Below are 26,765 nucleotides of genomic sequence, written 5' to 3' on the forward strand. Positions count from 1 at the left end.
CGGGGCTTTGACCTTTTTCTAACTAGTTACACTATATCGGGTTTGATTCGGGAATGTCGTCCGGGTTTTGTCCAACCGGGTTTAGCGTCCGTAGAGGAGACTGGTGAGGTGGTCGAGGGCGGTTTTGCGCCGGTTGTAGGCGGTGGAGCGCTCCACATTCAGCCGCTCTTGCACCTCATAAATCGCATCAGTGGCGGACTCGTACCCGGAAAGGAAGCAAACCTCTAGCACGTCACGCTCCTCATCGGTGAGCGCTTGCCAGGCGGGGTTGAACCAGTCCATGTAATCCTTGGCTTGCAGGTACTTCCTCGTACGGTTATCGATCCGTTCCAAGTGGTTAAGGATTTTGTCCTCGGCCGCGGTGGGATTAAACGCACGGCGGCTGCCATCCAAGACGGGGGAGGACAGGCTGGGCAGGTCTGCTTCGATAGCTTTCAGGTCGTCGGGAGTGTTATCGATGATGGTTTCCATAGTGGCGTAGTCACGCAGCGCGTTGATAGCAGCGGCGCGGCGGTCAACGTAGCGCCAAGTGATGTCGGTTTCTTGATGCGTAACGCTCATTTGGTTTCTCCTTTCAAGGTCTGCGCTACCGCGTCGATGAGCGCCGACTGGGTCATGTTCTTCGATTCGAGTGCCGATAAGATCCGCTGATCTACCGAATCTTTGGTCGCAATATGCGTAATAGTCACCGGCTTGGTCTGGCCTTGCCGATACAGGCGGGCGTTGGTTTGCTGGTAGAGCTCAAGGCTCCAGGTGAGGGAATACCAGATGAGGATTGAGCTGCCTTGTTGGAGGTTGAGCCCATGCCCAGCGCTGGCTGGGTGAATCAACCCGAGTGGGATTTCACCGTCATTCCAAGCCTCAATATCCGCTGAAGTTTTTAACTGTCTGGCTTGCGGGAAGCGCTCACGGATGCGTGCTAGGTCGTGCTGCCACCAATATGCCACAAGCACGGGATTTCCATTCGCTGCTTCGATGAGGTCTTCGAGAGCGTCGAGTTTGCGGCCGTGTACCACAATGGGGTCGCCGGCTTCGGTGTAGATCGCGCCGGACGCTAGCTGGGTGAGCTTGCCAGCCAGGACGGCAGCATTGCTTGCGTCAATCACCTCATCGCCCAGCTCGACTACCATCTCTGCCGCTAGCTGGTTGTAGACCTTGCGCTCCCTGCCGTTCATGGTCACCTCGGTGGTCGTGACAGTCAGTGGTGGGAGGGTGAGGTAGTCGCTGGTTCGCATAGACAGCGTGATATCCGAGATTGCTCGGTAGATTTCGTCCTCAGCGCTAGGTTTGGGCTTGTAGGTGAACACCTGCATCCCACTGCGCTTATCGGGCACGAACCATCTAGCGCGGTAGTGGGAAATGTAGCGTCCGAGCCGCTCACCTAAATCGAGGAGTCGGAACTGGGCCCATAAATCCATCAACCCATTGCTGGCCGGAGTGCCGGTCAGGCCAATAATCCGCTTCACTTGGGGGCGGATCTTCATCAGCGCGACGTGGCGTTTGGCGCGGTGGTTTTTGAAGGAGGAGAGTTCGTCGATGATGACCATATCCCACTGCCACTTGATGCCACTATGGGTAATAAGCCAGTCAACGTTCTCCCGGTTCATCACTGTGATGTCTGCGCCTGAGTTGAGTGCTTGGCGGCGTTGGCGTTCGGTGCCGACAGCCACCGCCAGGCGTAGCTGGCGTAAGTGGCTCCACTTTGCCTGCTCAGCAGGCCACGTGTCTCTCGCTACGCGCAGCGGTGCGATAACCAGCACCTTGTGTATTTCAAAGCTGTCGAAGAGGAGATCTTGTATTGCTGTCAGGGTGATGACGGTCTTGCCAAGACCCATACCCAATAGCAGTGCTGCAACCGGGTGTTCCTCAATGAAGGTGGTGGCTAGGGTCTGATAATCATGCGGCTGATATTGCATGGCACACCTCCTCAACCTCATCAGGGTTATTGAGGACGAGTGCGGTGAAGCCTAGGTGCTTCAACTGCCTGAGCCTGTGTTTTTGGATTGCGCGAACTTTACCGCCGGGTGCCTTGACTTCCACGAAGCCGACATGCCCATCAGGTAACAGCACGATTCGGTCAGGTACACCGGCGGTTCCGGGGCTGACTAGTTTCCAGCAGACCCCGCCCAAAGCCTCAACGGTTTTTACGAGTGCTTGTTCTAAATGTTGTTCTTTCATCACGTGTTGCTTTCTGCTCACGTGGTGACGGTCTATGACGGTCGTCTACATAACCTTTTATAGAAAGAAGTAGTAAAAAATTGCTTCCTATGTAAGGACTAGTACACGACTGGCACTGACCGTCACCCGCTCACTGTTAGAGGTCGAATTCGCTCTTGAGCTGCAGGCCGTCAACGAAGCGCCCGCTCTTGGTGCGGCGACGGTTGAAGCCCATTTGTTCGAGTGCGGTGTAGAAATCGGAGGTGGATCTGGCGTACTCGCCAATCGAGAGCGCGAAAGCCCGATAGTCGGCATACAAGTCACCAGACTTCTGCTCAAAAGCCGGGTTTATATCGCAGCGCTCATCGAGAAAGTGCTGCAGCCAATCATTCGATGACTTATACGAATCAATCGCGGCCTGTACTCGCGGCGGTGGAGTCAGGTGGTAGTCCTCGGCGATAATCTTCTTGGCCCCGTCCACAATCCACTGCAAAATCGCGCCGCCAGCATCCTGCAATAGGAACTCTGCATAGTTTTTTACGTCAGAGTTGCCTTCGATTTTTGCCTCGAATGGGATCACAATCAGCCGCCTCCAGATGCCTGCGTCCATGGCACCAACCTTGGGTAGATGGTTGGTGTAGAGCACGAGCGTGTGGGTTGGCTGATAAGCAAACGGAGCCTTGAACTTCTTTTCCGCATATATCTCGTCAGTGGAAGAAAGCTGCTTCGCATTCGAAGTGGACAGCCTCATACCCTCTTCCATCTCCGCTGCAATCAGGAGCCTTTTGCCTTTAGCCTCGGCTAGTTCGGGTTTGACGTTCCTGCGGTTAGAAACCGTGAGCACATCAGCAGAAATATGACCCGCATACGAGCCCAACACCCTGGCGATCGTGTTCCAAAACGTGCTCTTACCGTTACGTCCATCCCCATAAGCGATGATGAGGGCTTCGACGTAGACTTTGCCGATAGCGGTCAGCCCCACGATTCGTTGCACATAGTCGATCAGCTCGCTATCGCCTTGGAAGAACACCTCGAGCGCAGCCAACCACGTGTCCATGCCTTTGGTGGCGGGGTCGGTGGTGGTTTGTTTGGTGATGAAATCCCCATAGTCGTGCTCGTACATTTGCCCGCTGGTGAGGTCAATGGTGCCACCAGGGGCGTTGAGAGCGAAAGGGTCTGCGTCAAGGTCCGCTTGGGTGACTTGCAACATCGGAGCTGCCTCCTTCAGTGACGCTGTAATCGCCTTGCTATCCCTGCGTTTGAGCACATATTTCTCATAGGCCTGAGCATCAGTGAGCTGCTCGTAAGCGGTCCACTGCTCGGTGGTAAATAGATTTTTCGCTTTGGTCAGGCTCATTGCCGACAGCAACTGAGTGACCCCAGTGGAATCACACGCCTCACGGGCTTTCTCCAACAGGTCTGTGGCTTGCTCTAACTGGCGCGTGGTGAGTTCTTGGGCGATGGCGCGCGAGCCGGGTCTGGTTTCTTCCCAAAACGAGCCGTTATACACCAGCCAATCTGTTGCCTCAGAGAATGCGAGTTTTTGTGCATATTCGTCTGCCAGGACGGTGGCTTGACCGACATCGGTGAAGTCGGTGGGACGCAGTCCTTGGATTTCGGCGTAGCGTTCGGGTGGAATATAACCCGGTGTTGCAGCTACTTTTGCACCAAACTTCAATGCCGAGGCCCAGATTGCCTCCAGCTCGGCATCGGGCAAGGGTGGCACGCAGGTGTGTGCTTTCGTCTCGAAAAGCTGGCGTGCTTGCTCAGTATTGCCAAAACGCACAATCACTCGCCCAGCGAAAGCGCTCATGGTCGCATTGCGTGCGCCTTCCCGAATCTCACCAGTAGCCATTTCGAGCGCGGCGAACGCGTCAGCATCAAGGAAATCGGTGATGGATAGGGCACCGTCTACCCAGGTGACCTCAGCTGTCGGGTTTCCGTAAATAAATCTGGCGGCATCGAGAGCGTTGCGGTCGAAGATTCCGGTGTAAGAGGCAAGCTTCTTCTTGATTCCCGTATAGACTCCAGAGTCGGTGACTGGCCTGATAGGGAAGTAGGCGTGGAAGCGCGGCCTGGCGGTCTTTTCGCCCTTCGGCTTTAAATGATTACGCGAAGTGGCGGTCGCTAGGGCAACGCCTGGGAATACGAGAGCCAAGGATTGTGGTGTAACCCAATCAGCCGGAGAGTTCGACTGGTCGTTATCGATGTCCATCACCACACACGCGGAGTTCAAGAACTTGTCGGTGGAACGGATATCGCCCTCATATTCGGCCGCCACATGGTCACGTGCCACAGCGTTTTTCAAATCAGCCGCGCTCGTGATGTGCCGGTGATTCGGGTATTTGAGGTTGCGTTGCGCGCTCACCAGATTAGTCGTGCACAAAATGAAGTCAGTCATGTAGTTCTACCTCCGCGAAGTTGTGGTCAAAATAGGTAATCGGGAGTTCGAGTTGGTGTGCCCAGGAAATTTCGGCTTTCATGCCTGGAGAGACGCGCGGCGTATACACCCACATTGCTTCGCACTTGGATAGCAGCACGCGACCCATGAACATGGCGAGGTCGCGATCCCACGGATCGGTATCATCCATAAACTGCGGAAACAGCAGGTGAGGTGCAAGTGGGATACGGCGACAGCGCACCGCATAAGCTGAGAAATTCCTTGCCAACTCCACATTCATCTGCACGTCCCCGGAGTAAGGTGAGCAGATATAGGTCAAGGGACGGTGGCCGAATTCGGATATTTCCAGAGCCCGCAGCGCCCTATATGCAGTCGGGTCTGCGTAGCCTTTGGAGTTACGCCACGGTGTTAGATCACTGATTAGTGGTCGGTCATCTTGGAGTGTGTTCATTTGGTTTCACCTGCTTGTCGTTCGATAACCGGCAGGATCTGGCAGCGGTTTTTCAACAGGTCATAGATGAACAGGCGGCCTTTCTGCGTCCAATACGTGTGCATCACCGTCTTGCCGCTCTCCAGCAGGTGGGTTTTGGATTGGGTGTAGCCACATTTCGCATACTCGGCATACAGATACCAGATGCCTGACTGTTTGAACTGGATATGTTCATCAGCTAACAGTCGGTTGAGTTTCTTCGCACTCAGCCCGTAGTCCTTGGCGATAGCAGTAATCGGCATCAACGACGGCGATTGCAACACGATATCGTAGTAGGAGAGCTTCGGTGCTGCCTCGAGTAGCGCCTGCTCGGCAGCAAGACGCTTGACACGCTCGGCACGTAGACGTGTGAGGGCTTGTTCGAGCAGATCATCGTTGTCGAGTAGTTCATCGATCGCGTACAGGCCGTGGTGGCGGATCGATGGCAGCACCTCATCAAACACCCAGGCTTCGAAGTTCTCTGCCGCTGGCAGGTGGCTGGAGACAATCAGCCGATAAACATCACCCTCGGTAATGAAGCGGGCTTGCTGGGTGCGCCCGAGGCTATCGACGATGGGGTGGTATTTTGCCACCCCACGGCAGTGCAGTTTGATCGCATTTACCGGGTCTTTGTAGCCGAGTGCGATGGCGACGTCTTTACCAGCAAACGTGGTGGTGCCATCCACGGTGATGGTGCGAATCTGCCCAAACACGGGATTGGTAAAAAACTGAAGGTCAGCAGCCATTCCTGGCTCCTTTCATGGACTCACAGAGAGCCACCTTGTGTGGATCTCGCTATAAGCCACGGCAGGAGCCCAATCCGGACGGGCGCGCCACAATTCGTTTTCCGGCAATGGCGCAATACGCCCACGGCAAGACCCAAAACCGGACGGGGTTGGAGAAAAAACGGACTGTTTCGAAGCGGTAGTATTTCGCTATTGCTGATGACGGTAGGGCTCTGGTATATTTACCTGTGGACGCATTTCGGTGCTCCACTTCCGAAGCCCGCGATTTCGCGGGCTTTCGTGTTCGTAGCGGGAGGTGACGTGTACGTCGGGTATTTCGATGAGTTTGGGCATAACGGCGCATACGTGAGTCGATTCGACCCGTCCTATAAGACTCACCCAGTATTCGGACTCGGCGGTTTCGTGATCCCAGCCCAGAACATTCGCAAGCTATCTGGTATTTTCCGTTTCGTTAAGGAGCGTGGGCTACGTGAAGAAATTGAGGCGAAAGTAATCTCGGCAGGTAAGCGCGTGGAGCATTGGGAAAAGAAAGGCTCAGCGCTGCTCACCACGAAGAATATCGAGAAGTATCGGGAAACTCGCCGCCTCATTTTCAGGGTTTTAGAAACGCTGAAATCGTTGGATGCTCGCGTGGTGTTTTATGGGCAGGAGAAACTGCGCGGTACTCCGATTGAGGCCCCTGAGACGAATGCTGAGCGTTACGACCATGCGATGAAGCAGCTGATTCAACGAGTGAATTGGGATTTGCCTGATGCTGAGAATCTGTTGATGGTGCTCGATAAACAGGGTGAGAAGGAACGACTGGAGATTTTCGCTGGCGCAGCAGCGTTCATGTTCAGCAGTGAAGATGCCACGAAACTTGTGGAGCCGCCGATGGAGGTGGAGAGTCATCTTTATCAAACGGTTCAATGCGCGGACTGGATATGTGCAATCCTTGGCCGCATTGCTGCATACAAGTATGATTCGAATTTTGCTGAATATAGGTGGGCACTCAAGTATTTTGGCGACCGGCTTAGCAAGATCACGAGCGAACACTCCAAAATCCGCGCCGCAAGCAGCGCCACGAAAGATCTCTACCCGAAATTCCTCGGCAACTACGCCACCTGCTACTAGATCGCGAGCCGTGCACTCAATCCTTCTGATAGAAGTCGCACTCGTACCCAGTAGCATCAATCGGTAAACCCTCAGCCCATTCGGGTAGCTCGTTCATGAGGGCGCATATGTCAGCAACGGTGATGTCAGAATTGATGGGTTCGTCGATGACGACCTCATCGTGAACATGCATCACAATCCGGTGCCCGGCACTCTCGATACGGGTGATGGCTTCTGCGAGGAGGTCTCTGGCAGTTGCTTGGACGATGTTTTCCACTAGCTTGCCGCCGTAGGTTTCGAGCTTCTGCCACTTCCGAGCAACACCTTGACCCCAATACGTGATCGCAGTGCCACCGAACCGATTTACCCCGATACCAGGTTTCACGTATGCCAAGCGTCTACCCGAGGATAGAGTAATGAACAGCATCCCGGATTTCTTCTCGAAGACGAGGTTCCGTAGGGTCACAGGTCTACCCGTGCTGATTACCCTGGTCGCAGCATCATCGACCTCTCGCCACAGCTGCACAATGTGCGGGTTTGCTTCTCGCCAAGCATCGACGATTAGCTGCAGCTCGTCTTCAGCAAGTCCCATCTTCAAAGCGCCCATAGCTTTGAGCGCACCCACGGAGCCGTTGTAGCCGCAGGCCAAAACGGCGATTTTGCCTTTCTGCCGAAGCTCACTATTGGCTCCGTGCTTTTCCACAGGTACACCAAACATCGCCGAAGCGGTAGCACAATACAAGTCCTCGCCGTTTTTGAACGCGGTGAGCGTGGTTTCCTCGTCAGCGAGCCACGCCAACACGCGCGCCTCGATTGCGCTGTAGTCGGCAACGATGAACCGATGCTCCTCGCTCGGGATGAATGCGGTGCGGATGAGTTGGCTAAGGGTATCGGGCACGGAGGGATAGAGCATATCCAGCGCCTCACCATTACCAGCACGCACCAAACTACGTGCCTGAGCGAGATCCGGCAGATAATTCCTCGGCAGGTTTTGCACTTGCACGAGACGTCCAGCCCACCTGCCGGTGCGGTTAGCCCCATAAAATTGCAGGAGCCCATGCGTGCGTTGGTCGGTGCAGGTAGCATCCATCATCTTCCTATATTTCGCCACAGATGAGCGCGATAACTCCTGGCGCAGTTCGAGAGCTTCTTTCACCTCGCCACTGGCATATGCCAGGGCATCATCGACTGATTCTTTAGCCATCGACTCTATCGGGCAGCCATGCTGGTTTAACCATTCTTGTAGCTGCAATGGTGAGGCAGGATTATCCAAGCCAGTGAGTTCTTGCGCACGGGCGAGTGCTTGCGCACGGTGTTCTTCGTCAATCGTTATAGCGTTTGCGGCCAGTGTGGTGTCTATACGGATACCACGGTCGTTAATCCGCTGATCCACCTCATACTGCTCCCAGAGGTAATCAGGTACTGGAAAGTTGGCGAGCTTTTGACGGATAGCCGTTTCTACCTGGACGTCGCGGGCGTTGTAGCTCTGAAAAAGTTTCCAGCCAGCCGGGTCGCTGCTGGGGAGCCGCCGCTGGCTGTTTTCATCCGGTACGCAGAAGTGCTTGATGAGTTCTTTACCTTCATCCATCTTTTGCGCGTCAAGATTCAGCACTTTGCCGACATCTTTAAGAGAAAGTGGCAGGCCAAGGGTTGCCGCCCACACCATGGAGCATCGCCACCCAGCTGGATCAAGTCGTCGTCCGAGGTAGGTGCTGAGACAGGTGCGTTCAAAAGCAGCGTTGTACGCCCACTTGGTGACGGCCGAATCATCTAACGCATCAAGAACGGCATCCGGGAGTGGCTCTCCAGATGCTAGATCCACGGTGCGCACCGTGCAACTGTCGATCGCGTAGGAGAAAAGGAGAATCTTGAAGTCAGGGTGGTTACAGTATTTGTAGACTCCGGCTTTGGCTAGGTTGATTGGTGAGTAGGTTTCGATGTCGATACTTAAGGTGCGCATAAGGTTCCTTAACGAGTGAGTGGGGCGGAGCCAACCGACTTGACTCCGCCCCTTGAGTGGATTGGTTTGCTTTAGGCGAGGAAGTCTTCGTCTGCATCCCAGGTATCGAACTCGGATGCCGCGCTCACGTGCCCGCCGAGTGGCTCACCATCACGGGTCTTTTGAATATTGCCAAGACCGCAGGCCACGCCACGGTTCCCGTTGGTGTTGAAAGCGTAGAAATTGATGGAAACTCGCCCGTAGCAGCCAGAATAGACTTCGGAGCGATCAAGGATGGGGTTTACGTCTTGATCCACGATCTGCGGAGCATTAATACTGTTGGCATTCACGAAATAATGTCCGGCATAAGCGTCATCGTCACGCTCAGTATCTCCATCACGTAGCGGCAGCTTCAGTGATGCGCGTGGCGGGATCTTCCCTCCGAACTTCCCAATACCCTCGGTGATTGCTGCCTCGATAGCAGCATTAATTGCATCGATAGTTGCAGCATCATCTTTAGGAATAAGAAGCGATACTGAGAACTTCGGTTTGCCGCCGTTAATGGATTTTGCTTCCCACACGTTCGCGTAGCTCAAGCGTATTTCGCCGGTAATAACCTTGGTCGGATTATTCTTCTTATTCTTGGTGTTCACGCGGTTCGACATTTTCGTTACCTTCTTTCTTTTCGTTATTTGTCGATGTTTGTGAAATCATCAGCCGCAGTACTAACCTGCAGTTCTGGGCGTTTGTCAGTGACGGGAACCAGAGTGGGTTTACCCTCGGGCTTGACCACTAGATTCCCGAGGATTTCGGAAAAGTTCTTCTTTCCCATGAGCTTTTCCATCGCGGTAATAGTGAGCAGTGATCGTTTATAGATATCGCGGTAGCCTGCAGCTTTCGCAGCCTCAGCCACCGCAGTCTCATCGGTGTATTTGCGGATCGAGCGGCCAGCAACCAACTTGAACCCCTCGTAGAGCTCACCGCTTAGGGCTTGACTGAGTGCATAGTCCTGCACGTCTGACGCCCACCGCGTGAGTTCTGGTATTTGCGCCAACACCTCAGCCACCTCATCAGCCGATAGTTCGGCGGGCGGGGTGAAATCGAATTTAGCCAGCTCAAGGTTCGCTTCAGCCCTGGCTCTACAGGTGGAGGCGATGCGGCAGAACTGACACCAGGTACCAGCACAAAACTCGCCTTCACCTTTCGCTGCTAGTTCGGCGGCAGGCTTGAGCGTCTGCTCGGCCCACTTGTTCAGTTCAGTGACGCTAATCGTCCAGGTGGATACGTTTGCGCGCCGTGGCTGAAAAACAGTTAATGCCACCTGCTCAATGTCGTAAAGAGCGTCGAATAAGGCAAGTGCACCGAGCGCGTAGAGCATCATTTGCGGGTTCCACTCAGCTTCTACCAGCACGCCCAAGCCATATTTCAAATCGATAACGTGCAAGGTGCCATCAGCCACGATGAGGCAGTCGCCAGTGCCGAAGCCACCAGGCACGACATAGCTGAAGTCGAGGCGCTGTTCGATATAAATTACCGCGCCAGGCGTCGCCTGTTTGGCTTGCTCGTATTGTTCGAGCACGTAGGAGACGTAATCATCGGTGTGGGCATTCATCTCGTCATCTTCGTATTTGGAGACGGGGCGTTTAGATTGCTGCTTGAGTGCTCGGCGCAGCTTATGTTCTGCCAGAGCGTGAGCCGCCGTACCTTGAAGGGCGGCTTCACTTGGAGCCTCTGTCACCCCAGCCGTGAGTTTCGCGGATGGGGGACAGTGCAACCATCGATGCGCCGACGAGGCGCTCAAGAGTGCGTGTTTTTGCGGTGGCATCAGGCACCACCAGCCTCAGCCTCAGCTGCGACGAGCACCGCGTTGGCCTGCTCCACCGTCAACTGCGAGAGCTTAGTGTGCCCATGCTCGCGGATCTGGGATTTGATGAAGTCGCTCAAGCCCGAGCGTGCATAATTCGCCAAGACTGCACGTACCTGCTCAATTGGCAACAGCTCAACGATCGGCTCGGGCTCGACTGTGGTCTGTTCTTCGTCGGGTTCGTCTTCGACGAGTTCTGTATCCAGAATGTCCTCATCCGCATAGGGGCTTTCGAGGCGCGCTGCCGTGATTGGGCGCTCGCCCGGCATTCCGGCGTGATCTTCGATACCGTCCCACGCGGCCTGCTCGACAATCGCGCTGAGGCGAGTCACATCCTCAGCAATCGAGTTCAACAGCCCAATAATGCTGTTCGCAGTACTAATATTCATTCCTGCTCACCGCCTTGGCGCTCGTAGCGCTCGGGGTAGAGGGCACGTGCCAGAGCCATCAAATCGTCATCGTTATCCACGAGGCTGACCGTTTCTGGCACGGGGCGGCGCATCGAGTGTTTCTCAATGGTGGTGCGTTCGGTGCGTCCAGTGATTCGCCGCATCAGTCGGCGCAACCGGCTTTCGTTTCGCTTATGTCGCATCGCAATTACTCCTTCACTTGATTCGGTTTTGTTGCTTCGCTCTATAAGCCACGCCAAAGCTCGATTCCGGACGGTCGGCCTCGAGAATTCTTCGTGCCCGCTTAATCGCACGGTTATAGGCATGACGAATAGCTGACTCGTCCTTGTTTTCGGCTCGCGCTATTTCAGCAAAGGAGTAGCCGTCTAAGACGACTGCTTCGATTAGGAAGCGTTGGCGCTCGGACAGTCCAGCGAATGCCGTAGCGACAGCCTGTTTGTTGATGAAGTCGCGTTCGATATCAATATCGGCAGCGAAATGCATACCCTCCTTGGGAAACTCGGATGGGGAGGAGTGCCGATCTCGGCGGGTGTCTGCTCGGTTTGTTTTCTTCCACCGCGCATCATGCTCAAGCAGCGCCTGCGTAATCGGGCTATCGGTTGGGAGTTGGACTTCGATGCGCTCGTCAGTGACGTAATCGAAGCTGAAAGTGACGTGATTTTGATTGTTGTCGGTCGTGCTCATGGCAGCGCCCTTTCTTTGTCAGAAAGAGCCGCATGAGCGAGCTGCCGTTATTCACTTGTGTCTGTAAACCGAAGTCGTCTTGAGCGCTGATAAAGAAGCGGCGGGCAACCCGTTCGGATTGCCCGCCAGCGTCAGCTCACTCAATTGGCTCCCTCGGTTTTACAGAGGAATCTGCCTGTGTAGCTTGCACCGGCATCAGTGGAGCCACACGCCGATGTTTGCAACCATCAGCGATCTAGCTGGGCGAACCTGCCACCAGCTTTGCGCACCAAGCGAGCTGAGCTATTTTTAGAGCCAATTTCGATAGAATTAACTCTGGAAATCTCTCGCACAACTTAGGCTTCGATTCGCTTGGCTTCTACGATAGAAAACAGACATTCGCCGATCGGTATGGTTTAGGACAGGGCAGGACAGGCAGGACAAAACTGATGGGGTGAGGTGAGCGATGAGCCTATTCACAGAGCTGATGAAAGCCGCTTACCCGCACCTTAGTGAGGGAATGAACGTTGCTCCTTACATGCGGAGCATGATTAGTCGACTTTGTTCTGTGCCCGAAGAACTCTGGTACACCTCACGAGACAAAACCCCAGACGTTGCCCGGTCGGATAGAACCCTAGAGCAGTACTACAAACGCGGAGCATCGAAGAAGTTAGCGCGGGAAATGCTGAACAATCCAACCCGCAGGGAGTTCGTTGATTCGCTCGATTATATTGAGGGCGTCCCAACTGAGGCCGCAGATGAGGTAAAAGCAGCACTTGCCGAATCCATCGCCCCATTTATCGACAAGGAAGTAAGCGTCGATAACGTTGGAGACGTATTCTTCGATCTGATTCAGGAATCGCTGCGTTTAACTGTCGATCCGTCTCTTGAAGCTGGTCGTAAGCTGCAGCGAGCCAAAACAGGCTCGATGGCAGCTATTAATAAATACGGGTCGCTTCTCCTCGAAGACTGTAAATACGTGTGCTCAAAACCCGGTTGCGGAGAATCTCTACAAAATGTTGCTCCTAGTGGGCAATCGCAGGCTGTATATGAAGCCGCACGTATCGCCGGAGATAAAGCCGAATACGGAAACCTCGTGGCTTTGTGCTCCAAGTGCTTCAATCAGTATGTTCTCGGCCATAAAAAGGCCGAGGAAAAAGAACTGAAAAAGATTAAAGAAATTCAAGAACGAAGCGCCAGAGCTAGGCAAACCCTCAGCGCTGTCCAGATTGAGCGTGGCATCACGAGGGTAGTAGAAAACCTGGCACGCGCGAATCCGAAAGACTTCGAACCACTTAACTTCGATCCCGTAGCGGTTAAAAGCAAAATAGACGAGGCCTCCGACTTTTTCCTTTTCGATGAGGTCATGCAGCACGTGACAAGATTCTTCAGATTCATCCAAAACCAACTAAAAGAACAGGCCCGTATTAAAACTTTCGATGAAGAACTCCTGCGCGCTCAAATAAAAGCTTCCTATCGAAAGCTCGCGGACAAGAAGTTCGACAAGCTCATCATTCACAGCGAACTATCAAAACGCCTGAGCCAAATCACGAAACAAGACCAAAGATACTGCGCCTACGTGATCTCCTATTTCGTTCAATCCTGCGAGGTGTTCGATGCTGCTACCAAGTAAACTCTTCGCCTACCAAGACAGCGTGCTACCACTGCTACCAGAAATCCTGCGCCACCTCGATACCCCCAAAACGCCCAACGAAATCGCTCAAGATCTTGCCAGCACCAATACTGATCCGACTAGGCTCATTGAAGCCCTAGATTGCCTGTATGCGCTTGGCCGGATTGCGCTCAGCGAAGAAGGGAAACTATACCGATGCTAAAACAAATCAGCTGCCGATTATTCCGTGAAGACGGACAACTACGCCCACCTATCAACTTCACTAAAGGCCTGAACACCATCCTCGGCGCGATCAAAGGCGAAGCAGGCTCTATCGGCAAATCAACCATGATGCTCATCATCGACTTCGCATTCGGCGGCAACACGTATGTTGGTAGTGATGCTGTCAAAGAACTGGACGACCACACGATTTACTTCACATTCGAATTCGCTGACGGGCAGTACCACTTCGCTAGGACTCCCACCGATCCAAAACTTGTCGCACAAGTCGATGAAAACCAAACCGTCATTGGAACAATGAAAATTGAAGAGTTCAACGCGTGGCTTGCTGCGAAATACCACATGGACCTGCCAGGACTGAAATACAGGAATACGCTCAGCCGCTTCTTCCGAATCTACGGCAAGAACAACCACAACGAACTCAAACCTCTCCAAACCCGAGGAGGAGACGAATCCCAAAAGGACGCAATTACCGTCCTAATCGCGCTATTCGGGTACTATGACGAAATCAAGGACTTCAAAGAACAACTGCAACAAGCCGAAAACAAAATCTCAGCGTTCAAAATGGCACGCCGCTATGAATTCATACCCTCAGCTGTAGATGGGATGACCAAATACAAGCAGAACGTAGTAGAAATCGCTGCTCTAGAGGAAGACCGTAGCAAACTCGCCCAATCCGATGAGACTGATGTAGAACCGGCAGAAATCGAGAAAGCGAACGAACGTAACGAGCTCAAGCGCCAGCTCAATGATCTGCGCCGCGAGATTACAAGCAAGAAAGACGAGCTACACCTGCTTGACCTGAATATTCACCACGGCGCATACCCAACCGAAGCTGACCTCAAAAGTCTGAAAGAATTCTTTCCAGGGGCGAACCTTGCAAAGCTCATGGAGATTGAAAAGTTCCATACGAAAATACAAGCAATCCTCGGTGAAGAACTTGAAGCCGCTCACACCCACGTTACCAGGCAACTCGCTACGCTCGAGGGGCAGGCCACCGAGCTACTATCTAGCATAGATTCCATACCAGCATCAAAAGCATTCACAGACGAGTTCCTGGATGCCTACACATCCTTAGACCGCCGTATCAATAAGCTGCAAGACGAAAACGATGCTTTTGATACTCGTGACAGGCTCCAAAAAGAAAAGCAAGAAGCGAACACACGCTACCAACAACAGCTCGATGCGGTGCTCTCGTCTATTGAAACTGCAATCGACAGCCAGATGGAAGCCATCAATGAAGAAGTAACCGGCGGCGAATACAACGCTCCAAGGCTCTCGCTTAGCGCGTTCAACAGCTACGACTTTGAAACCCCGAGAGATAAAGGCACTGGCACTAACCATCGTGGCGTCATCATTTACGATCTGGCGATAGCGCAGAACACAGCGCTTCCGGCCATCGCGCACGACTCGATCATGTTCGACTCCATGTCACGCACCGACCTCAGCAACCTCATCCGCGTATACAACGACCAGGTAGAAAAGCAGATCTTCATAGCCGTTGACAAAGTTAGTGACTGCACTGACGAAGCCAAAGCTATCATCAAGCGAACCATGGTGCTCAAGCTCGACAACAACGAGCACGCCCTGTTCGGGGAGAAGTGGAGCCGAAAGGAACGCCCGTGAAAATCAAATACAACAAACTCCGGAAAATCCTTTTAGGCAAGAACATGAACAGAGTACAGCTCCGTGAAGCAGCAGGCGTACGAGAGAAGCAGATACTTCGCAGGCGTTTTTCAATTACACGCCCTTGGAACTCTGGCTAATACCGGGTTAATACCTAAAAATGGGGGTGCGGATTGTTTTTTGGACAGTTACAGCCAGTAGGTGCAGGCTTCGAGGCAGGTGCCACTGCTGGGGTGGATGTAAAGAACCTCGGTTACTTATTCTTGACGAAGCTACCTCGGGGCTGGACCAGAGAACTGAGGCAAGTCTATACGAGTCGTTAAGTAGATTGGGTTGTGCCTTTGTGACAATTACGCACCGCCTCGAGACACGTGGAGACGGTGTGTTTGATGACGCGAGTGTAGTCGCGGAAAGCCTTGTTTATCAGGGGTTTTGCGTGATTTAATTTGAATGAGATTTGGTGGCGAGGGCTGATTGGATGTTCGGGGGAACTGGTCAACGGGTTTTCGGGGCGAATTGCTCAGAGGGTTGAGTAGTCGATTTTGCTTTTGTCGTTTTTGAGTGGGTGAGATTGATATTTCGGCTGCTGAGTGGGTGAGATTGATGAAGGCTGATGAAAAGATCGAATGCGAGGAAGAACAAATTTGAATTCATAGGAGGTAACGATGAACAAGATTACTTGTGTTTGTTTAGGTGTCAAAGATATGGAAAGGTCAATCAAGTTTTATAGAGATGGATTAGGATACAAAACTGATTGTAGAGAAGATAATCCGCCGGTATGCTTTTTTGATACTCCGGGAACTAAGTTTGAACTGTTTCCTTTGGAGCAATTAGCAAAAGATATTGATGAAAATAATCCACCAAAAGGAAGTGGATTTTCAGGAATTACCTTGGCTTACAATGTTGAACATAAAGAAGATGTAGATACCGTAATTGAATTAGTAAGAAAAGCAGGTGGAAAAATCGTAAAAGAGCCACAGGAAGTTTTCTGGGGTGGATATCACGCATATTTTTCAGATTTGGATGGATACTATTGGGAAGTATCATGGGGTTCAGATTTTCAATTTGATGAAAATGGATTGCTGAAATTTTAAGAGTGCGTGGGAAAAGATTATGGCATCTTCAAAGGACTACCTGGACTTCATTTTAGAACAGCTCGCTGGTTTGGATGAGATTTCTCATCGGGCAATGATGGGTGAATACATTCTCTATTGCCAAGGGAAAGTCTTTGGCGGGATTTATGACGACCGCTTTTTAGTTAAGCCAACCAAATCAGCCATAGCAATGATGCCGGATGCAAAGAAAGAGCTGTCCTATGAAGGAGCAAAAGCAATGCTCCTCGTAGAAAATGTAGATGATCGAGCGTTCTTGCAAAACTTAGTTCAGGCGATGATCACGGAATTACCGGCGGTTAAAAAAAGAAAACAGCTGATGGGTGGTAGAGAGATAAATTGAAAGTTGGAGGTGAATACGCGTGAAACGAATCTTCTTTGTCGAAGATGATTTGAGTTTAATAAATGGCCTGTCTTTTGCAATTAGGAAACAGGGCTATGAAGTTGATGTTGCTCGGACAAGTGTAGAAGCAGCAAATCTATGGAAGCAGGACAGGTATGACTTAGTCATATTAGATGTATCTTTGCCGGATGGCTCTGGTTATGATCTGTGTAAAAGAATCCGACAGACTTCAAGGATACCGATTATTTTTTTGACTGCAGCAGATGAAGAAACCGATATTATTATGGGCCTTGATATAGGTGCTGACGATTATATTACGAAGCCTTTCCAATTGGGCGTATTTTTATCAAGAATTAATGCTCTCCTCCGAAGATGCGAGAACTTCACTCAACTTAATACAGAGTTGAAATCTAATGGAATAACGGTGCATCTATTAAGGCATGAAGTTTACAAGGGTGATATTCCTATTGACTTAACAGCAGGAGAATACAAATTGCTATGCCTATTTATGGAAAATCCCAATATAGCATTATCGTCAGAGCAGATTTTAAGTAGACTCTGGGATTCTGAAGGAAACTACATCAACACTAGCACCCTAACGGTATACATCCGAAGATTACGAACTAAAATTGAAGACAATCCAGATTGTCCACAAAAGATCATCACTCTTCGTCGTGTGGGTTATAAGTGGAATGTGATAGCATAAGGCGCACGATGAGATTATTGGCAAACCGAAGAATTAAAAATCTCTTTATTTATATTCTGTTGATTATTGTTGGTTTTTCATCATTTTCTATTGCTGCTGTCATTATGCAGTGGGAGTTCGCAGTATTACATATATTGATCTCTACAATTTTAATGGGATTTTTGATTTTAATTTTTCTGTATTTCTATTTTAGAAAACAGGAGAAAATTATGGAAAATGCAGTGACACAGATACGAGAGTATATTTCGGGTAACCACAATGCCAGAATTAGCTGCGATGATGAGGGTGAACTGTACCAGCTATTCCATGAGATAAATACTTTGGCTACAATCTTAAATTCTCGCGCGGAAAATGAGGAAAAAGCAAAGATTTCTTTAAAAAATACTATATCAAATATTTCTCATCAACTAAAAACACCTCTTGCAGCGCTGAACATATACAATGGAATTCTAAAAGAAGAAACAGTGAATTCCCCGACAATTAAAAAATTTACAGATCTTTCTGAACAAGAGCTCTACCGTATAGAAATTCTCGTCAAAAATCTTTTAACGATTGCGAAATTAGATGCTGGAATAATTATTTTTGACAAAAGTAAACACTATATTGATGACATAATGAAGCAAATCCAGCAACGTTTTGCATTTCAAGCACAGCAACAAAATAAAATTTTAAATTTTATTGAACACGATACTGCTACCATCCTGCTTTGTGATCCATATTGGCTTATGGAGGCAATCAGTAATGTTGTTAAAAATGCTTTGGATCATACAACAGCAGGAAGTACCATCGAAATTTCATGGCGCAAGTCATTATCAATGGTGCAAATTATGATAAGAGATAACGGAAGTGGCATACACTCAGAAGATCTCCCCCACATTTTTAAGCGATTTTATCGTAGCCGCTTTTCAAAAGATACACAGGGTGTTGGATTAGGACTTCCTCTTACGAAAGCGATCATAGAAGCTCATAGCGGAACAATAGAAGTAGATAGTGACTTAGGCAAAGAAACAATATTCATAATCAATTTATTGATTCCTACAAATTTGTAGGAAAAAAGTCATTTAGCTGTAGGGTTCACGTAATACTCTTTCTATATGAAAGCAGAAAGGGGTGTTAATACAGTGAGCTTACTAGAAGTGCAAAACCTATCAAAAACCTATGGAAATGGTGAGACTGCTGTTCATGCATTAAAAGATGCTACTTTTTCCGTTCCAAAAGGTGAATTTGTTGCTGTGGTTGGTGAATCTGGCTCTGGCAAAAGTACTCTACTGAACCTGATTGGCGCGTTGGATACTCCAACTTCAGGCAAAGTGTTTATTGATGGCAAGGATATTTTTGCCATGAAAGACCGTAACTTGACTGTATTTCGTCGTAGAAATATCGGCTTTATTTTTCAAAGCTTCAACTTGATTCCAGAGTTAACAGTCGAACAGAATATCATTTTCCCAGTGTTGTTAGATTATCAAAAACCCGACAAAAATTTTCTGGAAGATTTGCTTTCGATATTAAAACTGTCTGCGCGGCGCGATCATCTTCCCAATCAACTTTCTGGTGGACAGCAACAACGTGTTGCTATTGGACGCGCGTTAATTACACGCCCTGCTCTTATACTAGCAGACGAGCCAACTGGAAATCTGGATACTCAAAACACTAGTGAAGTCATTGCTTTCTTGAAAGAAGCATCCAGAAAATATGAGCAAACAATTATCATGATTACTCACAGCAAAAGCATATCCCAGGTCGCAGACCGCATTTTACAGGTATCTGATGGTGCATTGACAGATTTTGGGAGGTGCCGTGAATGAAAAGTTATCTCAGTCTTATCCCGATCTCAGCCAAAGCGCACCACAGACGAAATCGCATGACACTATTTTGCATTGCTCTTGCAGTGTTTATGGTAACTGCTGTATTTAGCATGGTCGAAATGGGCTTACGAATGGAACAAGAAAGACTGTCTAGTAAGCATGGGAGTATCTCTGTTCTAGATATTCTTACCAGCTCAATGGGACAAACTCTTCTTTCTGTCGCGACTGTTCTGTTTCTGCTAATTTTAATTGCAGGCGTTTTGATGATTTCCAGCACAATGAGTAGTAGCGTCGCACAAAGAACCAAGTTTTTTGGAATGATGCGCTGTATTGGAATGAGTAAACAGCAGATTACACAGTTTGTCCGTTTGGAAGCTTTAAGCTGGTGCAAAAAGGCTATACCTATCGGACTTGCCTTAGGGGTTGTTGCTACATGGATACTATGCGCAGCCTTACACTTTATAGTGAGAGGAGAGTTCTCTCATATTCCTCTTTTTGGCATCAGCGTTTTGGGTATTGCCAGCGGTATTATTTTAGGCCTAACTACTGTACTTATCGCTGCGCATGCTCCGGCAAAATGCGCTGCAAAAGTATCGCCTATTACGGCAGTATCAGGAAATGCAAATCATGAGAAAACAACACGTTGTGCATCATATATAAGATGTAGAAAAATTGAAGCGGCTCTCGGGATTAATCATGCAATCACTAGGAAAAAGAATCTGTTCTTGATGACAAGCTCTTTTGCACTTAGCATCATCTTATTTTTAAGTTTCTCTGTCCTAGTCAGTTTTGTTAACTACCTGATACCTCAGTCAGCTGCCACATCAGATATTGATATCGCAAGCACTGATGGCAATTCTATTCCTAAAGAACTGCTCGCATCTATTCGTAGAATGGATGGGGTCAAGGAAGTTTACGGTCGTCGCAGTGCATTTGATATTCCTGCCAAAGTGAACGGCGATAGTCACTCTCTGAGTACAGTTGATTTGATTTCTTATGATAATTTTGATCTGCAATGTCTGAAAAAAGACAGTGCTTTAAAAACTGGGAGCGATCTATCAAAAGTATATGGAGACAGCGACTCTGTTTTAGCAACATCTGACCAGAACAGCACATGGAAAATCGGCGATACGGTTCAAATTGGAGAGAAAACTCTCACAATAGCTGGATTGTTAAAGAATGATCCATTTAGCGATAACGGATTGACAAACGGAAAACTCACGTTGATTACCTCTGATGATACGTTTGTTCGTCTAACAGGAAATGAAAAGTATTCTCTCGTGTTAATACAGACAACAGCAGATGCTACGGATAAGGATATTCAGACAATCCATAATTATGTAGGTAAGGCATACAGCTTTCAGGATAAGCGCAACGAACGCACCACGGGAACCTATGTAGCTTTTGTCTTTTGTATCTATGCGTTTTTGGCTGTTATTGCACTAGTAACAGTGATGAATATCATCAATAGTATTTCCATGAGCGTATCTGCTCGCACAAAACAGTATGGGATGATGCGTGCAGTAGGAATGGATGGACAGCAAATGACGAAAATGATTATTTTTGAAGCGCTCACTTATGCCCTTTTAGGGTGCCTATCCGGTTGTGTTTTTGGTTTGCCAATTAACAAAATGCTGTACGATTTCCTTATTATTCAGCATTTTCCATCTGCGGTATGGCAATTCCCAATTCTCTCTCTAGGCATCATTCTTTTGTTTGTCTCACTAGCGACAATTGCAGCTGTATATTCCCCGACAAAGCGGATTCGTGATATGTCAGTTACTGAAACGATTAATGAACTATAGCTCTATGATTGTCACATAGAAACTTTTTATAGGAGGCATATTTTGAAAGTCGCTTTTTTAGATAGAGATGGAACGTTAAATAAAGATTATCCTGATAATGAATGGTTTGATAAAAGGACTCCCGAAATCCTACCAGGCACAGTGGATGGACTAACTTATTTAAAAGAAAAAGGATATGAATTAATAATTATTACCAACCAATTATAGGGGAAGGGTATATTTCATATTCACATTATGAAGAATTTAATGATAAGTTAATAGCCGCATTGAGGAAAGAAAATATAGAAATATTAGATATATTTCGCTGCCCACATAGCAGGAAAAGTAAATGCAATTGCCATAAACCCTCACCGGGTTTGATCGTTCAAGCTCTTAATAAGTATCCTGATATTGATTTGGAAAGCTCTATTTATATTGGAAATTCTATATCTGATTTAGCTTTAGCCAATGAATTTAGGTTAGAATTTTTTAGGTTAGAATTCTATGGTATAAATTTTAATTGCAAAAATCAATTTGATAGTTTATCTCAAATTAGAAAGTATATTCTGTGAAGTAGATAAGCAGGTATTTTTAAAATGTACTACACACAGCAAATTCAACATATAGGCTGGAACTATTATGAGAATATAAAAGTTCCTGTATCATAAAAACTAGGGATTAAAGAATTGGATTCGTCAAGTCCAAATACCGAGATCCTCTTCTTCTTTATGCATAAATTTGCATGGTGTGTTCAATGCCTACAATGATGCCGGATGCAAAGAAAGAGCTGTCTTAGAAGGAACAAAAGCGAAGCTCCTCATAGACAATATAGTTGACCGCGAGTTCTTGCGAGACTCAGTTCAAGCGATGGTTTCAGAATTACAGGCGCTAAAAAAGAAGCATACTAGTAAGAGTCGATAATGCAGTAATTGACTTGAGTCGGCTATCTTTTAAATCTGATTGTTTATGCATTCATCTCCACCCCTGACTTGAACTGCACCTTGATTCTCCCCTCCTCGATGGTAATGCGCTCGATGAGGCGACCAACGAGGGCTTCGTCAAAGCCATCTTTTTTGGAGCTGCAATAATCGCCTACATTTGTGCCGAGTGGGGTTCTGGTTTTATCTATACCACTTTCGGGGCAAGTCGTCGACCTGCAAGGTTTATCGCATCTAAACTTTTTTGGCCACTAGCGTTTTCGCTATCAACATTCTTTGTAATTCTAATGGCGATTATTCCTCTCGAAGGCATCTTAGTATCACATGACACGCCATACACGATCACTCTAGCTGATGCTACAGTTTGGAGGCAGATCCTAGTCGCGTGTTTCAATTTGGCTACTAGTGTGTTGTTTGCGGGTGGATTGGCGTTTATCTTTCGCCATGCTGCTTCCGCGATCGGATCATATATTGCGATAAGCCTGATAGCTCCTATTGTATTTGGTCTTATACCGCTAGACATTTCAAAGACAATCAGTTCTTGGCTGCCCAACAATGTTTACGGATACTTGATTACACAAGATCCTGTGATGACAGGCACATTGAACTATCCACTCCTATTTTGTGCTGCTATAGCGTATCCCGTGATTTCGGTTTTGGTTGGATTTGTTAGATTCAAAAGGAACGTAGTCTAAGCCGGTGGTAGCGATTAAGAGCTTGCGGCGTGTTCTCCGCATGAAAAGTTCTCACTTGGGTGGTTTTAATCCGGTTACAAATTGCCTGGAAAATCAGAACGACCTGCTACTATGTTCCGCGACCGCAGCAGAAACCAGCGCTGCCAAGGAAAAACCGCCCTATACGACAAAACAAGAGAACACCCATTTTGGTACAGAGTGCTGGGCGGGTACAAAAGTCAATAGCCTGGGTACACAAATTTTTATTTCGAGAGAATATTCTAAAGCAGTGAACTTTAGATTTACCAGATTGGTTACACGTTTTTATACCACAAGTTTTCCGCTCTTTTCTTGGCATTCTTCCACTGTCTCGTTGAGAAATTAAGATCAATTACGCGACGTGCGATCAGATCCATAGTCTCCCTATTTCTTTTCTCAGCATCGCTGCGGTGGCAAGCATCTGAGCTTCCCACCAGCGTTGCAAAAGCTCCCACTATAAAAGTTAGTATTGTGATGATGGCTTCTTTTGACAGCTCTCCTAAGAAGGAAAAGAATGCTGGAATACTGTCGACGGCGCCTTCAGAAAAAGCAACGAAAAGACATACCCCCAGTAGAACCAAGCCGAGAACAATCTTCAAAATTGAACTTTTAACCCGTGATTTACGAGTCTTGGTAACAACATTTTTTCTGTGACACCATTCGTACGCTAGGTCATCAATATCAAAGAGGTCATATATGGATTTGCCACCAATATTTTGATTGAAAATGTTTCCATCGCCAGAGTTATTTATGTTATTGATGGACATTTTATGACTTCCTCCAAAATATATCTGACTGCTAATATAGCTTATACAAGCATCTATTCTTGCCCCAAGATAAACTGTCAACGAGCTTTGGGTTTGATGAAATACCAGACAATTGGCCAGGTAATGTGGATTATCGCCAGTCACGACCGTTGGCTGATTGACCACTGGCACGGTCATCGCCTTAATCTAAATCCTGTACTCCCGTCAGCTTCACCACGAGAATGACAATCCGTCACGGAAAGTGAATACAATGATGCCGTCTGCGTCTACTACGGAAGAATCAATGATCCGGCAGAAGAATGTGGAGCAACCTTTGCGCGGGAGGAGTAACTTTTTCGCGGCACGGCTTTCGCGGGGTAAAGCCCGCTCCAAAATTCGTAGACAGATAATCCATTAGTGATGTGCTCCGATCATTTGCGACCAAACCAATGCCTCCCGGCTCAGGTCCGTAATCGGCATTTTGGCTTGTTATCAGGCGGAAAAGCCTGCTTGCACCGTCGCCCTCGAGCCGAACATTTTGTATCATCTTCAGCAGCTACATAACTAAAATGTTGGAGCCCCAGGTTTATCCTGGGGCTCCAACATTTTATAAGCTGAGGGAATCGAACCCGCGAGGGCTGGCGCGGGGAGGTTGCGAACGCGGGTTGAGCATTCGCCCGCGCCAGTGGTTTTAAAGTGCGCTGCGGGTCTGGCACGGTAAAAGCACTCCGGGGACCCCGTGACCGGCTTCGCTGGTCAAGCCCCTCTCGTATCTTTTACCGGCCGCGCCCCTTGCTCACACCGTGAAGTCAGATTCCACGGCACCCATTCGGATAAAACCTAGCCCCCGCACCTCGGGGTCGAAGTTCGTGAAAGCATGTACAAAACCCTAAAAGCCCTAGCAAAACCACTAAAATCAGCGGCTAATGCCCATTTTGTGTATCTTTTTCCGGGCGCGTCGGTTTTTATTAGTGCGGGTGAGGAAACGGTGCGCAACACGAAGTGTTGCTGGCACGGCGAACCCGAACGGTGCGAAAACCGTTCGGGTTTTCGGTATTAACCCGAAATGCGTGAGGTATGTCAGATTATTGACACCAGGGAAGGAACATGCTTTAATCAAGTATTAAATCGAATGATTGAATATTCTTTGGTTAGAGTCCACCACCGCACCTCAACCACTCTTTGCTCGGATGTGGTGCGACCCAAATTTAGAAAGAAAGTCGTGGTTATGAGCTTTAGCGTACGAAAAATATTTTCTAGTCTCGTTGTCAGCGTAGCAATGATCTGTTCACTGGCCGGCTGCGGTGCTCCGGGAGGGAGCTCTTCTGCCTCTAAATCGGATCAGGCAACAACATCCGCGTCCCAAGGCGTAACTATCACGGATGTTACAGGCAATACTGTTAAATTGAAGAAACCGCTTGAGAAGGCGGCTATTCAATTGTCGGGCTCGGGCGGACCTCTCTTGACGATGGCGGCTCTCGACCGAGACAACTACACTTCTAAGATTGGCGCAATGGACAAGGGGCTGGAATCTAACCGCCAAGACCTCTGGTCACTCTTACTCAAGGCCAACCCGGAGTTAGCTGATATCCCGAAAATTGGTGATGCAACAAAGGATCAGCTCACCGCCGAGCAATTGCTGGCGGATAATGTCGATGGAATCATCGCTCCTGTTACCCAAAAAGCAAAGATGGACGTTATCGCTGATAAATCAGGGTTGCCAGTTATCTACATTGATTATCATGGGCAAGACCTGAAAAACCATATCAAATCCACGAAGATCATCGCGGAGGCAACCGGCCTAACTAAGAACGAAAAAGCAATCACAAAGTTCTATTCTGACATCGTCGGGGACATAGAAAAGCGTGCTGCGAAACTTAAAAAATCTGAATCAGTGTATTTTGAAACTACGTCGAGTGGGCCAAAGGAATTTGGAAACACCTATGGCTCAGGAACGATGTGGGGTGCAATCCTCGAGGATGTTGGCGCCGATAACATCGCAAAACAGTTTCTCGATGCAAAAGATGCGCAACCGCTTTCCGCTGAACAAGTGCTGGTAAGTAACCCAGACAAAATTATCTTCTCGGGTTCCCTGTGGGCGGATCAGCCGGATTCAGTGAAGATGGGTTTCTCCGTGTCGAAGGAAGAAGCGCGGGCATCTATCGCCCCCTTCCTGGAACGTGACGGCTGGGACAAACTAAAGGCAGTAAAGAACAAAGAGATATATGCGATCGGCCATCCGCTGACCCGTGACATGCTTGACTTTTACTCCTACGCAAGACTTGCCAAACTGTTCCATCCAAAGGAATTCGATGATCTCGATCCGGATGCGTTAATCAAGGAGTACTTCGACAAGTTCATGCCTATTAAGTACCAGGGGACATGGTTTATCAAGTATGAGTAGTGCGAAAGTGCGGCATCTTCCGCGCGGGCTGTGGATCGTACTTGCCGCTTTAGCGGTCATCGCTCTGTTTGTGGTTGACCTTTGTGTTGGCCCTGCGAAGATCACACTCTCGAATCTGGCCGTGGTGTTTGACCCTAATACAGTCGAGCATATTGCATTCTTCCGAATACGCATGCCCGCAGCTCTCATGGCAGTCGGGGTGGGCTTAAGTCTTGGGTTGGCCGGCGCGGTAATGCAAACAATATTGAACAACCCGCTGGCCTCTCCATTTACTCTCGGTGTTTCTTCCGCAGCGAGTTTGGGGGCGGCAATTGTATTTGTGATGGCAGTGCCGATGGTGTTCGTCACCGGTGGCGCGCTACTTGTGGCGCTCCTTTCGGTGTTCGTGATCTTCGCGGTGGGAAAGTACATTGCGATGAGCAACTCTTCGCTGGTACTCGCTGGTATTGCGCTGAATTTTCTATTCGACGCATTTTTGTCGTTGATTCAATACCGTGCCTCAGAAGAAAGCCTTTCGTATATTGTCTTCTGGACCATGGGTGGCCTCACTCGCGGCTCGTATACTCAAGGCTGGATAATGCTTTCAGTGTTCGTCATAGTATTTGCCGTGCTCTTGCGCAATGCATGGAATCTCACAGCGTTGAAGTTCGGTGAAGCACGTGCGGATGCGCTTGGGGTGCCAGTCCAACGAGTAAAAATTGTGTCGCTGATATCGGCATCAGTGCTCACAGCACTGGCGGTGAGTTTTTGCGGGAAAATTGGTTTTATCGGGCTGGCGGCGCCGCACTTGGCACGAAGGCTCGTGTCTGAGGATCAGCGATTCTATTTGACCGGTTCTGCGATTCTTGGCGCAATGATTCTGCTTTTCTCTTCGATTGTTTCCAAGCTGATTGTTCCCGGTGTGGTTGTGCCAATCGGCATCATCAGTTCCATTATCGGCATCCCATTCTTGGTGTATGCCCTAGTTAGCCAGCGGCGTCAACGATAGGTGTAGA

Annotated in this window: 27 protein-coding genes; 14 read left to right on the top strand and 13 right to left on the bottom strand. The window is 48.9% G+C overall.

The window, feature by feature from the left end:
• Positions 1 to 81: 81 nt before the first annotated feature.
• From KO216_RS01430 to KO216_RS01455, 6 genes are all read right to left on the bottom strand, one after another.
• The gene (locus KO216_RS01430) at positions 82 to 561 is read right to left on the bottom strand and encodes a hypothetical protein (protein WP_076388563.1); all 480 of its coding nucleotides are present in this window, start codon (positions 559 to 561) and stop codon (positions 82 to 84) included.
• Entirely contained in the window at positions 558 to 1,916 is a 1,359-nt protein-coding gene (locus tag KO216_RS01435) for an SNF2-related protein (protein ID WP_215522513.1), read from the bottom strand. Before KO216_RS01435 ends, KO216_RS01430 begins: the two co-directional genes overlap by 4 nt.
• Positions 1,897 to 2,178, bottom strand: coding sequence for a VRR-NUC domain-containing protein (locus KO216_RS01440; RefSeq protein ID WP_215523999.1), 282 nt, complete (start codon positions 2,176 to 2,178; stop codon positions 1,897 to 1,899). Before KO216_RS01440 ends, KO216_RS01435 begins: the two co-directional genes overlap by 20 nt.
• 136 nt (positions 2,179 to 2,314) lie before the next feature.
• Positions 2,315 to 4,558: a phage/plasmid primase, P4 family gene (locus KO216_RS01445; RefSeq protein WP_215522514.1), complete on the bottom strand. Its 2,244-nt coding sequence runs from the start codon at positions 4,556 to 4,558 to the stop codon at positions 2,315 to 2,317.
• Positions 4,551 to 5,009: a DUF7768 domain-containing protein gene (locus KO216_RS01450; protein WP_215522515.1), complete on the bottom strand. Its 459-nt coding sequence runs from the start codon at positions 5,007 to 5,009 to the stop codon at positions 4,551 to 4,553. Before KO216_RS01450 ends, KO216_RS01445 begins: the two co-directional genes overlap by 8 nt.
• The gene (locus KO216_RS01455; RefSeq protein WP_215522516.1) at positions 5,006 to 5,773 is read right to left on the bottom strand and encodes a phage antirepressor; all 768 of its coding nucleotides are present in this window, start codon (positions 5,771 to 5,773) and stop codon (positions 5,006 to 5,008) included. Before KO216_RS01455 ends, KO216_RS01450 begins: the two co-directional genes overlap by 4 nt.
• A 300-nt stretch (positions 5,774 to 6,073) precedes the next feature.
• Between KO216_RS01455 and KO216_RS01460 the strand changes: the two genes are divergently transcribed.
• On the top strand, positions 6,074 to 6,886 hold the full coding sequence (locus KO216_RS01460) for a DUF3800 domain-containing protein (protein WP_215524000.1): 813 nt from the start codon (positions 6,074 to 6,076) through the stop codon (positions 6,884 to 6,886).
• Positions 6,887 to 6,902: 16 nt separating this feature from the next.
• On the opposite strand, the gene KO216_RS01465 is transcribed toward KO216_RS01460, so the two are convergent.
• The 6 genes from KO216_RS01465 to KO216_RS01490 form a co-directional block, all read right to left on the bottom strand.
• Positions 6,903 to 8,825: a DNA polymerase gene (locus KO216_RS01465; RefSeq protein WP_215522517.1), complete on the bottom strand. Its 1,923-nt coding sequence runs from the start codon at positions 8,823 to 8,825 to the stop codon at positions 6,903 to 6,905.
• A gap of 71 nt (positions 8,826 to 8,896) precedes the next feature.
• Positions 8,897 to 9,469: a DUF2815 family protein gene (locus KO216_RS01470; RefSeq protein ID WP_215522518.1), complete on the bottom strand. Its 573-nt coding sequence runs from the start codon at positions 9,467 to 9,469 to the stop codon at positions 8,897 to 8,899.
• Positions 9,470 to 9,492: 23 nt separating this feature from the next.
• The gene (locus KO216_RS01475) at positions 9,493 to 10,629 is read right to left on the bottom strand and encodes a DUF2800 domain-containing protein (protein WP_215522519.1); all 1,137 of its coding nucleotides are present in this window, start codon (positions 10,627 to 10,629) and stop codon (positions 9,493 to 9,495) included.
• Positions 10,629 to 11,057 (bottom strand): hypothetical protein, encoded by a 429-nt coding sequence (locus KO216_RS01480; protein WP_215522520.1) that lies wholly within the window; start codon positions 11,055 to 11,057, stop codon positions 10,629 to 10,631. Before KO216_RS01480 ends, KO216_RS01475 begins: the two co-directional genes overlap by 1 nt.
• Entirely contained in the window at positions 11,054 to 11,260 is a 207-nt protein-coding gene (locus tag KO216_RS01485) for a hypothetical protein (protein ID WP_215522521.1), read from the bottom strand. Before KO216_RS01485 ends, KO216_RS01480 begins: the two co-directional genes overlap by 4 nt.
• Before the next feature lie 13 nt (positions 11,261 to 11,273).
• Positions 11,274 to 11,762: an RNA polymerase sigma factor gene (locus KO216_RS01490; protein WP_215522522.1), complete on the bottom strand. Its 489-nt coding sequence runs from the start codon at positions 11,760 to 11,762 to the stop codon at positions 11,274 to 11,276.
• A gap of 547 nt (positions 11,763 to 12,309) precedes the next feature.
• Here KO216_RS01490 and KO216_RS01495 point away from each other — a divergent pair.
• From KO216_RS01495 to KO216_RS09650, 11 genes are all read left to right on the top strand, one after another.
• The gene (locus KO216_RS01495) at positions 12,310 to 13,374 is read left to right on the top strand and encodes an ABC-three component system protein (RefSeq protein ID WP_251451721.1); all 1,065 of its coding nucleotides are present in this window, start codon (positions 12,310 to 12,312) and stop codon (positions 13,372 to 13,374) included.
• Entirely contained in the window at positions 13,358 to 13,576 is a 219-nt protein-coding gene (locus KO216_RS09645) for an ABC-three component system middle component 7 (protein WP_215522524.1), read from the top strand. Before KO216_RS01495 ends, KO216_RS09645 begins: the two co-directional genes overlap by 17 nt.
• Complete coding sequence (locus KO216_RS01500) at positions 13,570 to 15,219, top strand: DUF2326 domain-containing protein (protein ID WP_215522526.1); 1,650 nt, start codon at positions 13,570 to 13,572, stop codon at positions 15,217 to 15,219. The genes KO216_RS09645 and KO216_RS01500 overlap by 7 nt, the downstream gene beginning before the upstream one ends.
• Before the next feature lie 665 nt (positions 15,220 to 15,884).
• Positions 15,885 to 16,313 (top strand): VOC family protein, encoded by a 429-nt coding sequence (locus tag KO216_RS01505; protein WP_215522528.1) that lies wholly within the window; start codon positions 15,885 to 15,887, stop codon positions 16,311 to 16,313.
• Positions 16,314 to 16,332: 19 nt separating this feature from the next.
• A complete protein-coding gene (locus KO216_RS01510; RefSeq protein WP_215522529.1) occupies positions 16,333 to 16,674 on the top strand; it encodes a TfoX/Sxy family protein in 342 nt (113 codons plus the stop codon).
• Between the two features lie 19 nt (positions 16,675 to 16,693).
• On the top strand, positions 16,694 to 17,380 hold the full coding sequence (locus tag KO216_RS01515; protein ID WP_215522530.1) for a response regulator transcription factor: 687 nt from the start codon (positions 16,694 to 16,696) through the stop codon (positions 17,378 to 17,380).
• Positions 17,381 to 17,589: 209 nt separating this feature from the next.
• Positions 17,590 to 18,429 carry a sensor histidine kinase gene (locus tag KO216_RS01520; RefSeq protein WP_215522531.1) on the top strand — a complete coding sequence of 280 codons (840 nt, stop codon included), beginning with the start codon at positions 17,590 to 17,592 and terminating at the stop codon, positions 18,427 to 18,429.
• A gap of 72 nt (positions 18,430 to 18,501) precedes the next feature.
• Positions 18,502 to 19,185, top strand: a complete 684-nt coding sequence (locus KO216_RS01525) for an ABC transporter ATP-binding protein (protein WP_215524001.1) — start codon at positions 18,502 to 18,504, stop codon at positions 19,183 to 19,185.
• Positions 19,182 to 20,990, top strand: a complete 1,809-nt coding sequence (locus KO216_RS01530; RefSeq protein ID WP_215522532.1) for an ABC transporter permease — start codon at positions 19,182 to 19,184, stop codon at positions 20,988 to 20,990. Before KO216_RS01525 ends, KO216_RS01530 begins: the two co-directional genes overlap by 4 nt.
• A 42-nt stretch (positions 20,991 to 21,032) precedes the next feature.
• A complete protein-coding gene (locus KO216_RS01535) occupies positions 21,033 to 21,197 on the top strand; it encodes an HAD family hydrolase (RefSeq protein ID WP_215522533.1) in 165 nt (54 codons plus the stop codon).
• Between the two features lie 50 nt (positions 21,198 to 21,247).
• A complete protein-coding gene (locus tag KO216_RS09650) occupies positions 21,248 to 21,541 on the top strand; it encodes a hypothetical protein (RefSeq protein ID WP_374047507.1) in 294 nt (97 codons plus the stop codon).
• 1,354 nt (positions 21,542 to 22,895) lie between these two features.
• Here KO216_RS09650 and KO216_RS01540 read toward each other — a convergent pair.
• Positions 22,896 to 23,558, bottom strand: a complete 663-nt coding sequence (locus tag KO216_RS01540; protein ID WP_215522534.1) for a hypothetical protein — start codon at positions 23,556 to 23,558, stop codon at positions 22,896 to 22,898.
• A gap of 1,036 nt (positions 23,559 to 24,594) precedes the next feature.
• Between KO216_RS01540 and KO216_RS01545 the strand changes: the two genes are divergently transcribed.
• Both KO216_RS01545 and KO216_RS01550 read left to right on the top strand, forming a co-directional pair.
• Positions 24,595 to 25,770, top strand: a complete 1,176-nt coding sequence (locus KO216_RS01545) for an ABC transporter substrate-binding protein (RefSeq protein WP_309547323.1) — start codon at positions 24,595 to 24,597, stop codon at positions 25,768 to 25,770.
• The gene (locus KO216_RS01550) at positions 25,763 to 26,758 is read left to right on the top strand and encodes a FecCD family ABC transporter permease (protein WP_215522537.1); all 996 of its coding nucleotides are present in this window, start codon (positions 25,763 to 25,765) and stop codon (positions 26,756 to 26,758) included. Before KO216_RS01545 ends, KO216_RS01550 begins: the two co-directional genes overlap by 8 nt.
• Positions 26,759 to 26,765 lie beyond the last annotated feature (7 nt).

This window comes from Varibaculum prostatecancerukia, from assembly GCF_943169825.2.
Classification (GTDB): domain Bacteria; phylum Actinomycetota; class Actinomycetes; order Actinomycetales; family Actinomycetaceae; genus Varibaculum; species Varibaculum prostatecancerukia.

Excerpts from the sequence above, each read along its gene's own strand:
- KO216_RS01475 (WP_215522519.1), bottom strand. The coding sequence starts at position 10,629 with ATGCCACCGCAAAAACACGCACTCTTGAGCGCCTCGTCGGCGCATCGA.
- KO216_RS01505 (WP_215522528.1), top strand. The coding sequence starts at position 15,885 with ATGAACAAGATTACTTGTGTTTGTTTAGGTGTCAAAGATATGGAAAGG.
- KO216_RS01550 (WP_215522537.1), top strand. The coding sequence starts at position 25,763 with ATGAGTAGTGCGAAAGTGCGGCATCTTCCGCGCGGGCTGTGGATCGTA.
- KO216_RS01430 (WP_076388563.1), bottom strand. The coding sequence starts at position 561 with ATGAGCGTTACGCATCAAGAAACCGACATCACTTGGCGCTACGTTGAC.
- KO216_RS01520 (WP_215522531.1), top strand. The coding sequence starts at position 17,590 with ATGGAAAATGCAGTGACACAGATACGAGAGTATATTTCGGGTAACCAC.
- KO216_RS01485 (WP_215522521.1), bottom strand. The coding sequence starts at position 11,260 with ATGCGACATAAGCGAAACGAAAGCCGGTTGCGCCGACTGATGCGGCGA.
- KO216_RS01480 (WP_215522520.1), bottom strand. The coding sequence starts at position 11,057 with ATGAATATTAGTACTGCGAACAGCATTATTGGGCTGTTGAACTCGATT.
- KO216_RS01545 (WP_309547323.1), top strand. The coding sequence starts at position 24,595 with ATGAGCTTTAGCGTACGAAAAATATTTTCTAGTCTCGTTGTCAGCGTA.
- KO216_RS01470 (WP_215522518.1), bottom strand. The coding sequence starts at position 9,469 with ATGTCGAACCGCGTGAACACCAAGAATAAGAAGAATAATCCGACCAAG.
- KO216_RS01455 (WP_215522516.1), bottom strand. The coding sequence starts at position 5,773 with ATGGCTGCTGACCTTCAGTTTTTTACCAATCCCGTGTTTGGGCAGATT.
- KO216_RS01445 (WP_215522514.1), bottom strand. The coding sequence starts at position 4,558 with ATGACTGACTTCATTTTGTGCACGACTAATCTGGTGAGCGCGCAACGC.
- KO216_RS01435 (WP_215522513.1), bottom strand. The coding sequence starts at position 1,916 with ATGCAATATCAGCCGCATGATTATCAGACCCTAGCCACCACCTTCATT.
- KO216_RS01530 (WP_215522532.1), top strand. The coding sequence starts at position 19,182 with ATGAAAAGTTATCTCAGTCTTATCCCGATCTCAGCCAAAGCGCACCAC.
- KO216_RS09645 (WP_215522524.1), top strand. The coding sequence starts at position 13,358 with ATGCTGCTACCAAGTAAACTCTTCGCCTACCAAGACAGCGTGCTACCA.
- KO216_RS01440 (WP_215523999.1), bottom strand. The coding sequence starts at position 2,178 with ATGAAAGAACAACATTTAGAACAAGCACTCGTAAAAACCGTTGAGGCT.
- KO216_RS01500 (WP_215522526.1), top strand. The coding sequence starts at position 13,570 with ATGCTAAAACAAATCAGCTGCCGATTATTCCGTGAAGACGGACAACTA.
- KO216_RS01490 (WP_215522522.1), bottom strand. The coding sequence starts at position 11,762 with ATGAGCACGACCGACAACAATCAAAATCACGTCACTTTCAGCTTCGAT.
- KO216_RS01450 (WP_215522515.1), bottom strand. The coding sequence starts at position 5,009 with ATGAACACACTCCAAGATGACCGACCACTAATCAGTGATCTAACACCG.
- KO216_RS01510 (WP_215522529.1), top strand. The coding sequence starts at position 16,333 with ATGGCATCTTCAAAGGACTACCTGGACTTCATTTTAGAACAGCTCGCT.
- KO216_RS01465 (WP_215522517.1), bottom strand. The coding sequence starts at position 8,825 with ATGCGCACCTTAAGTATCGACATCGAAACCTACTCACCAATCAACCTA.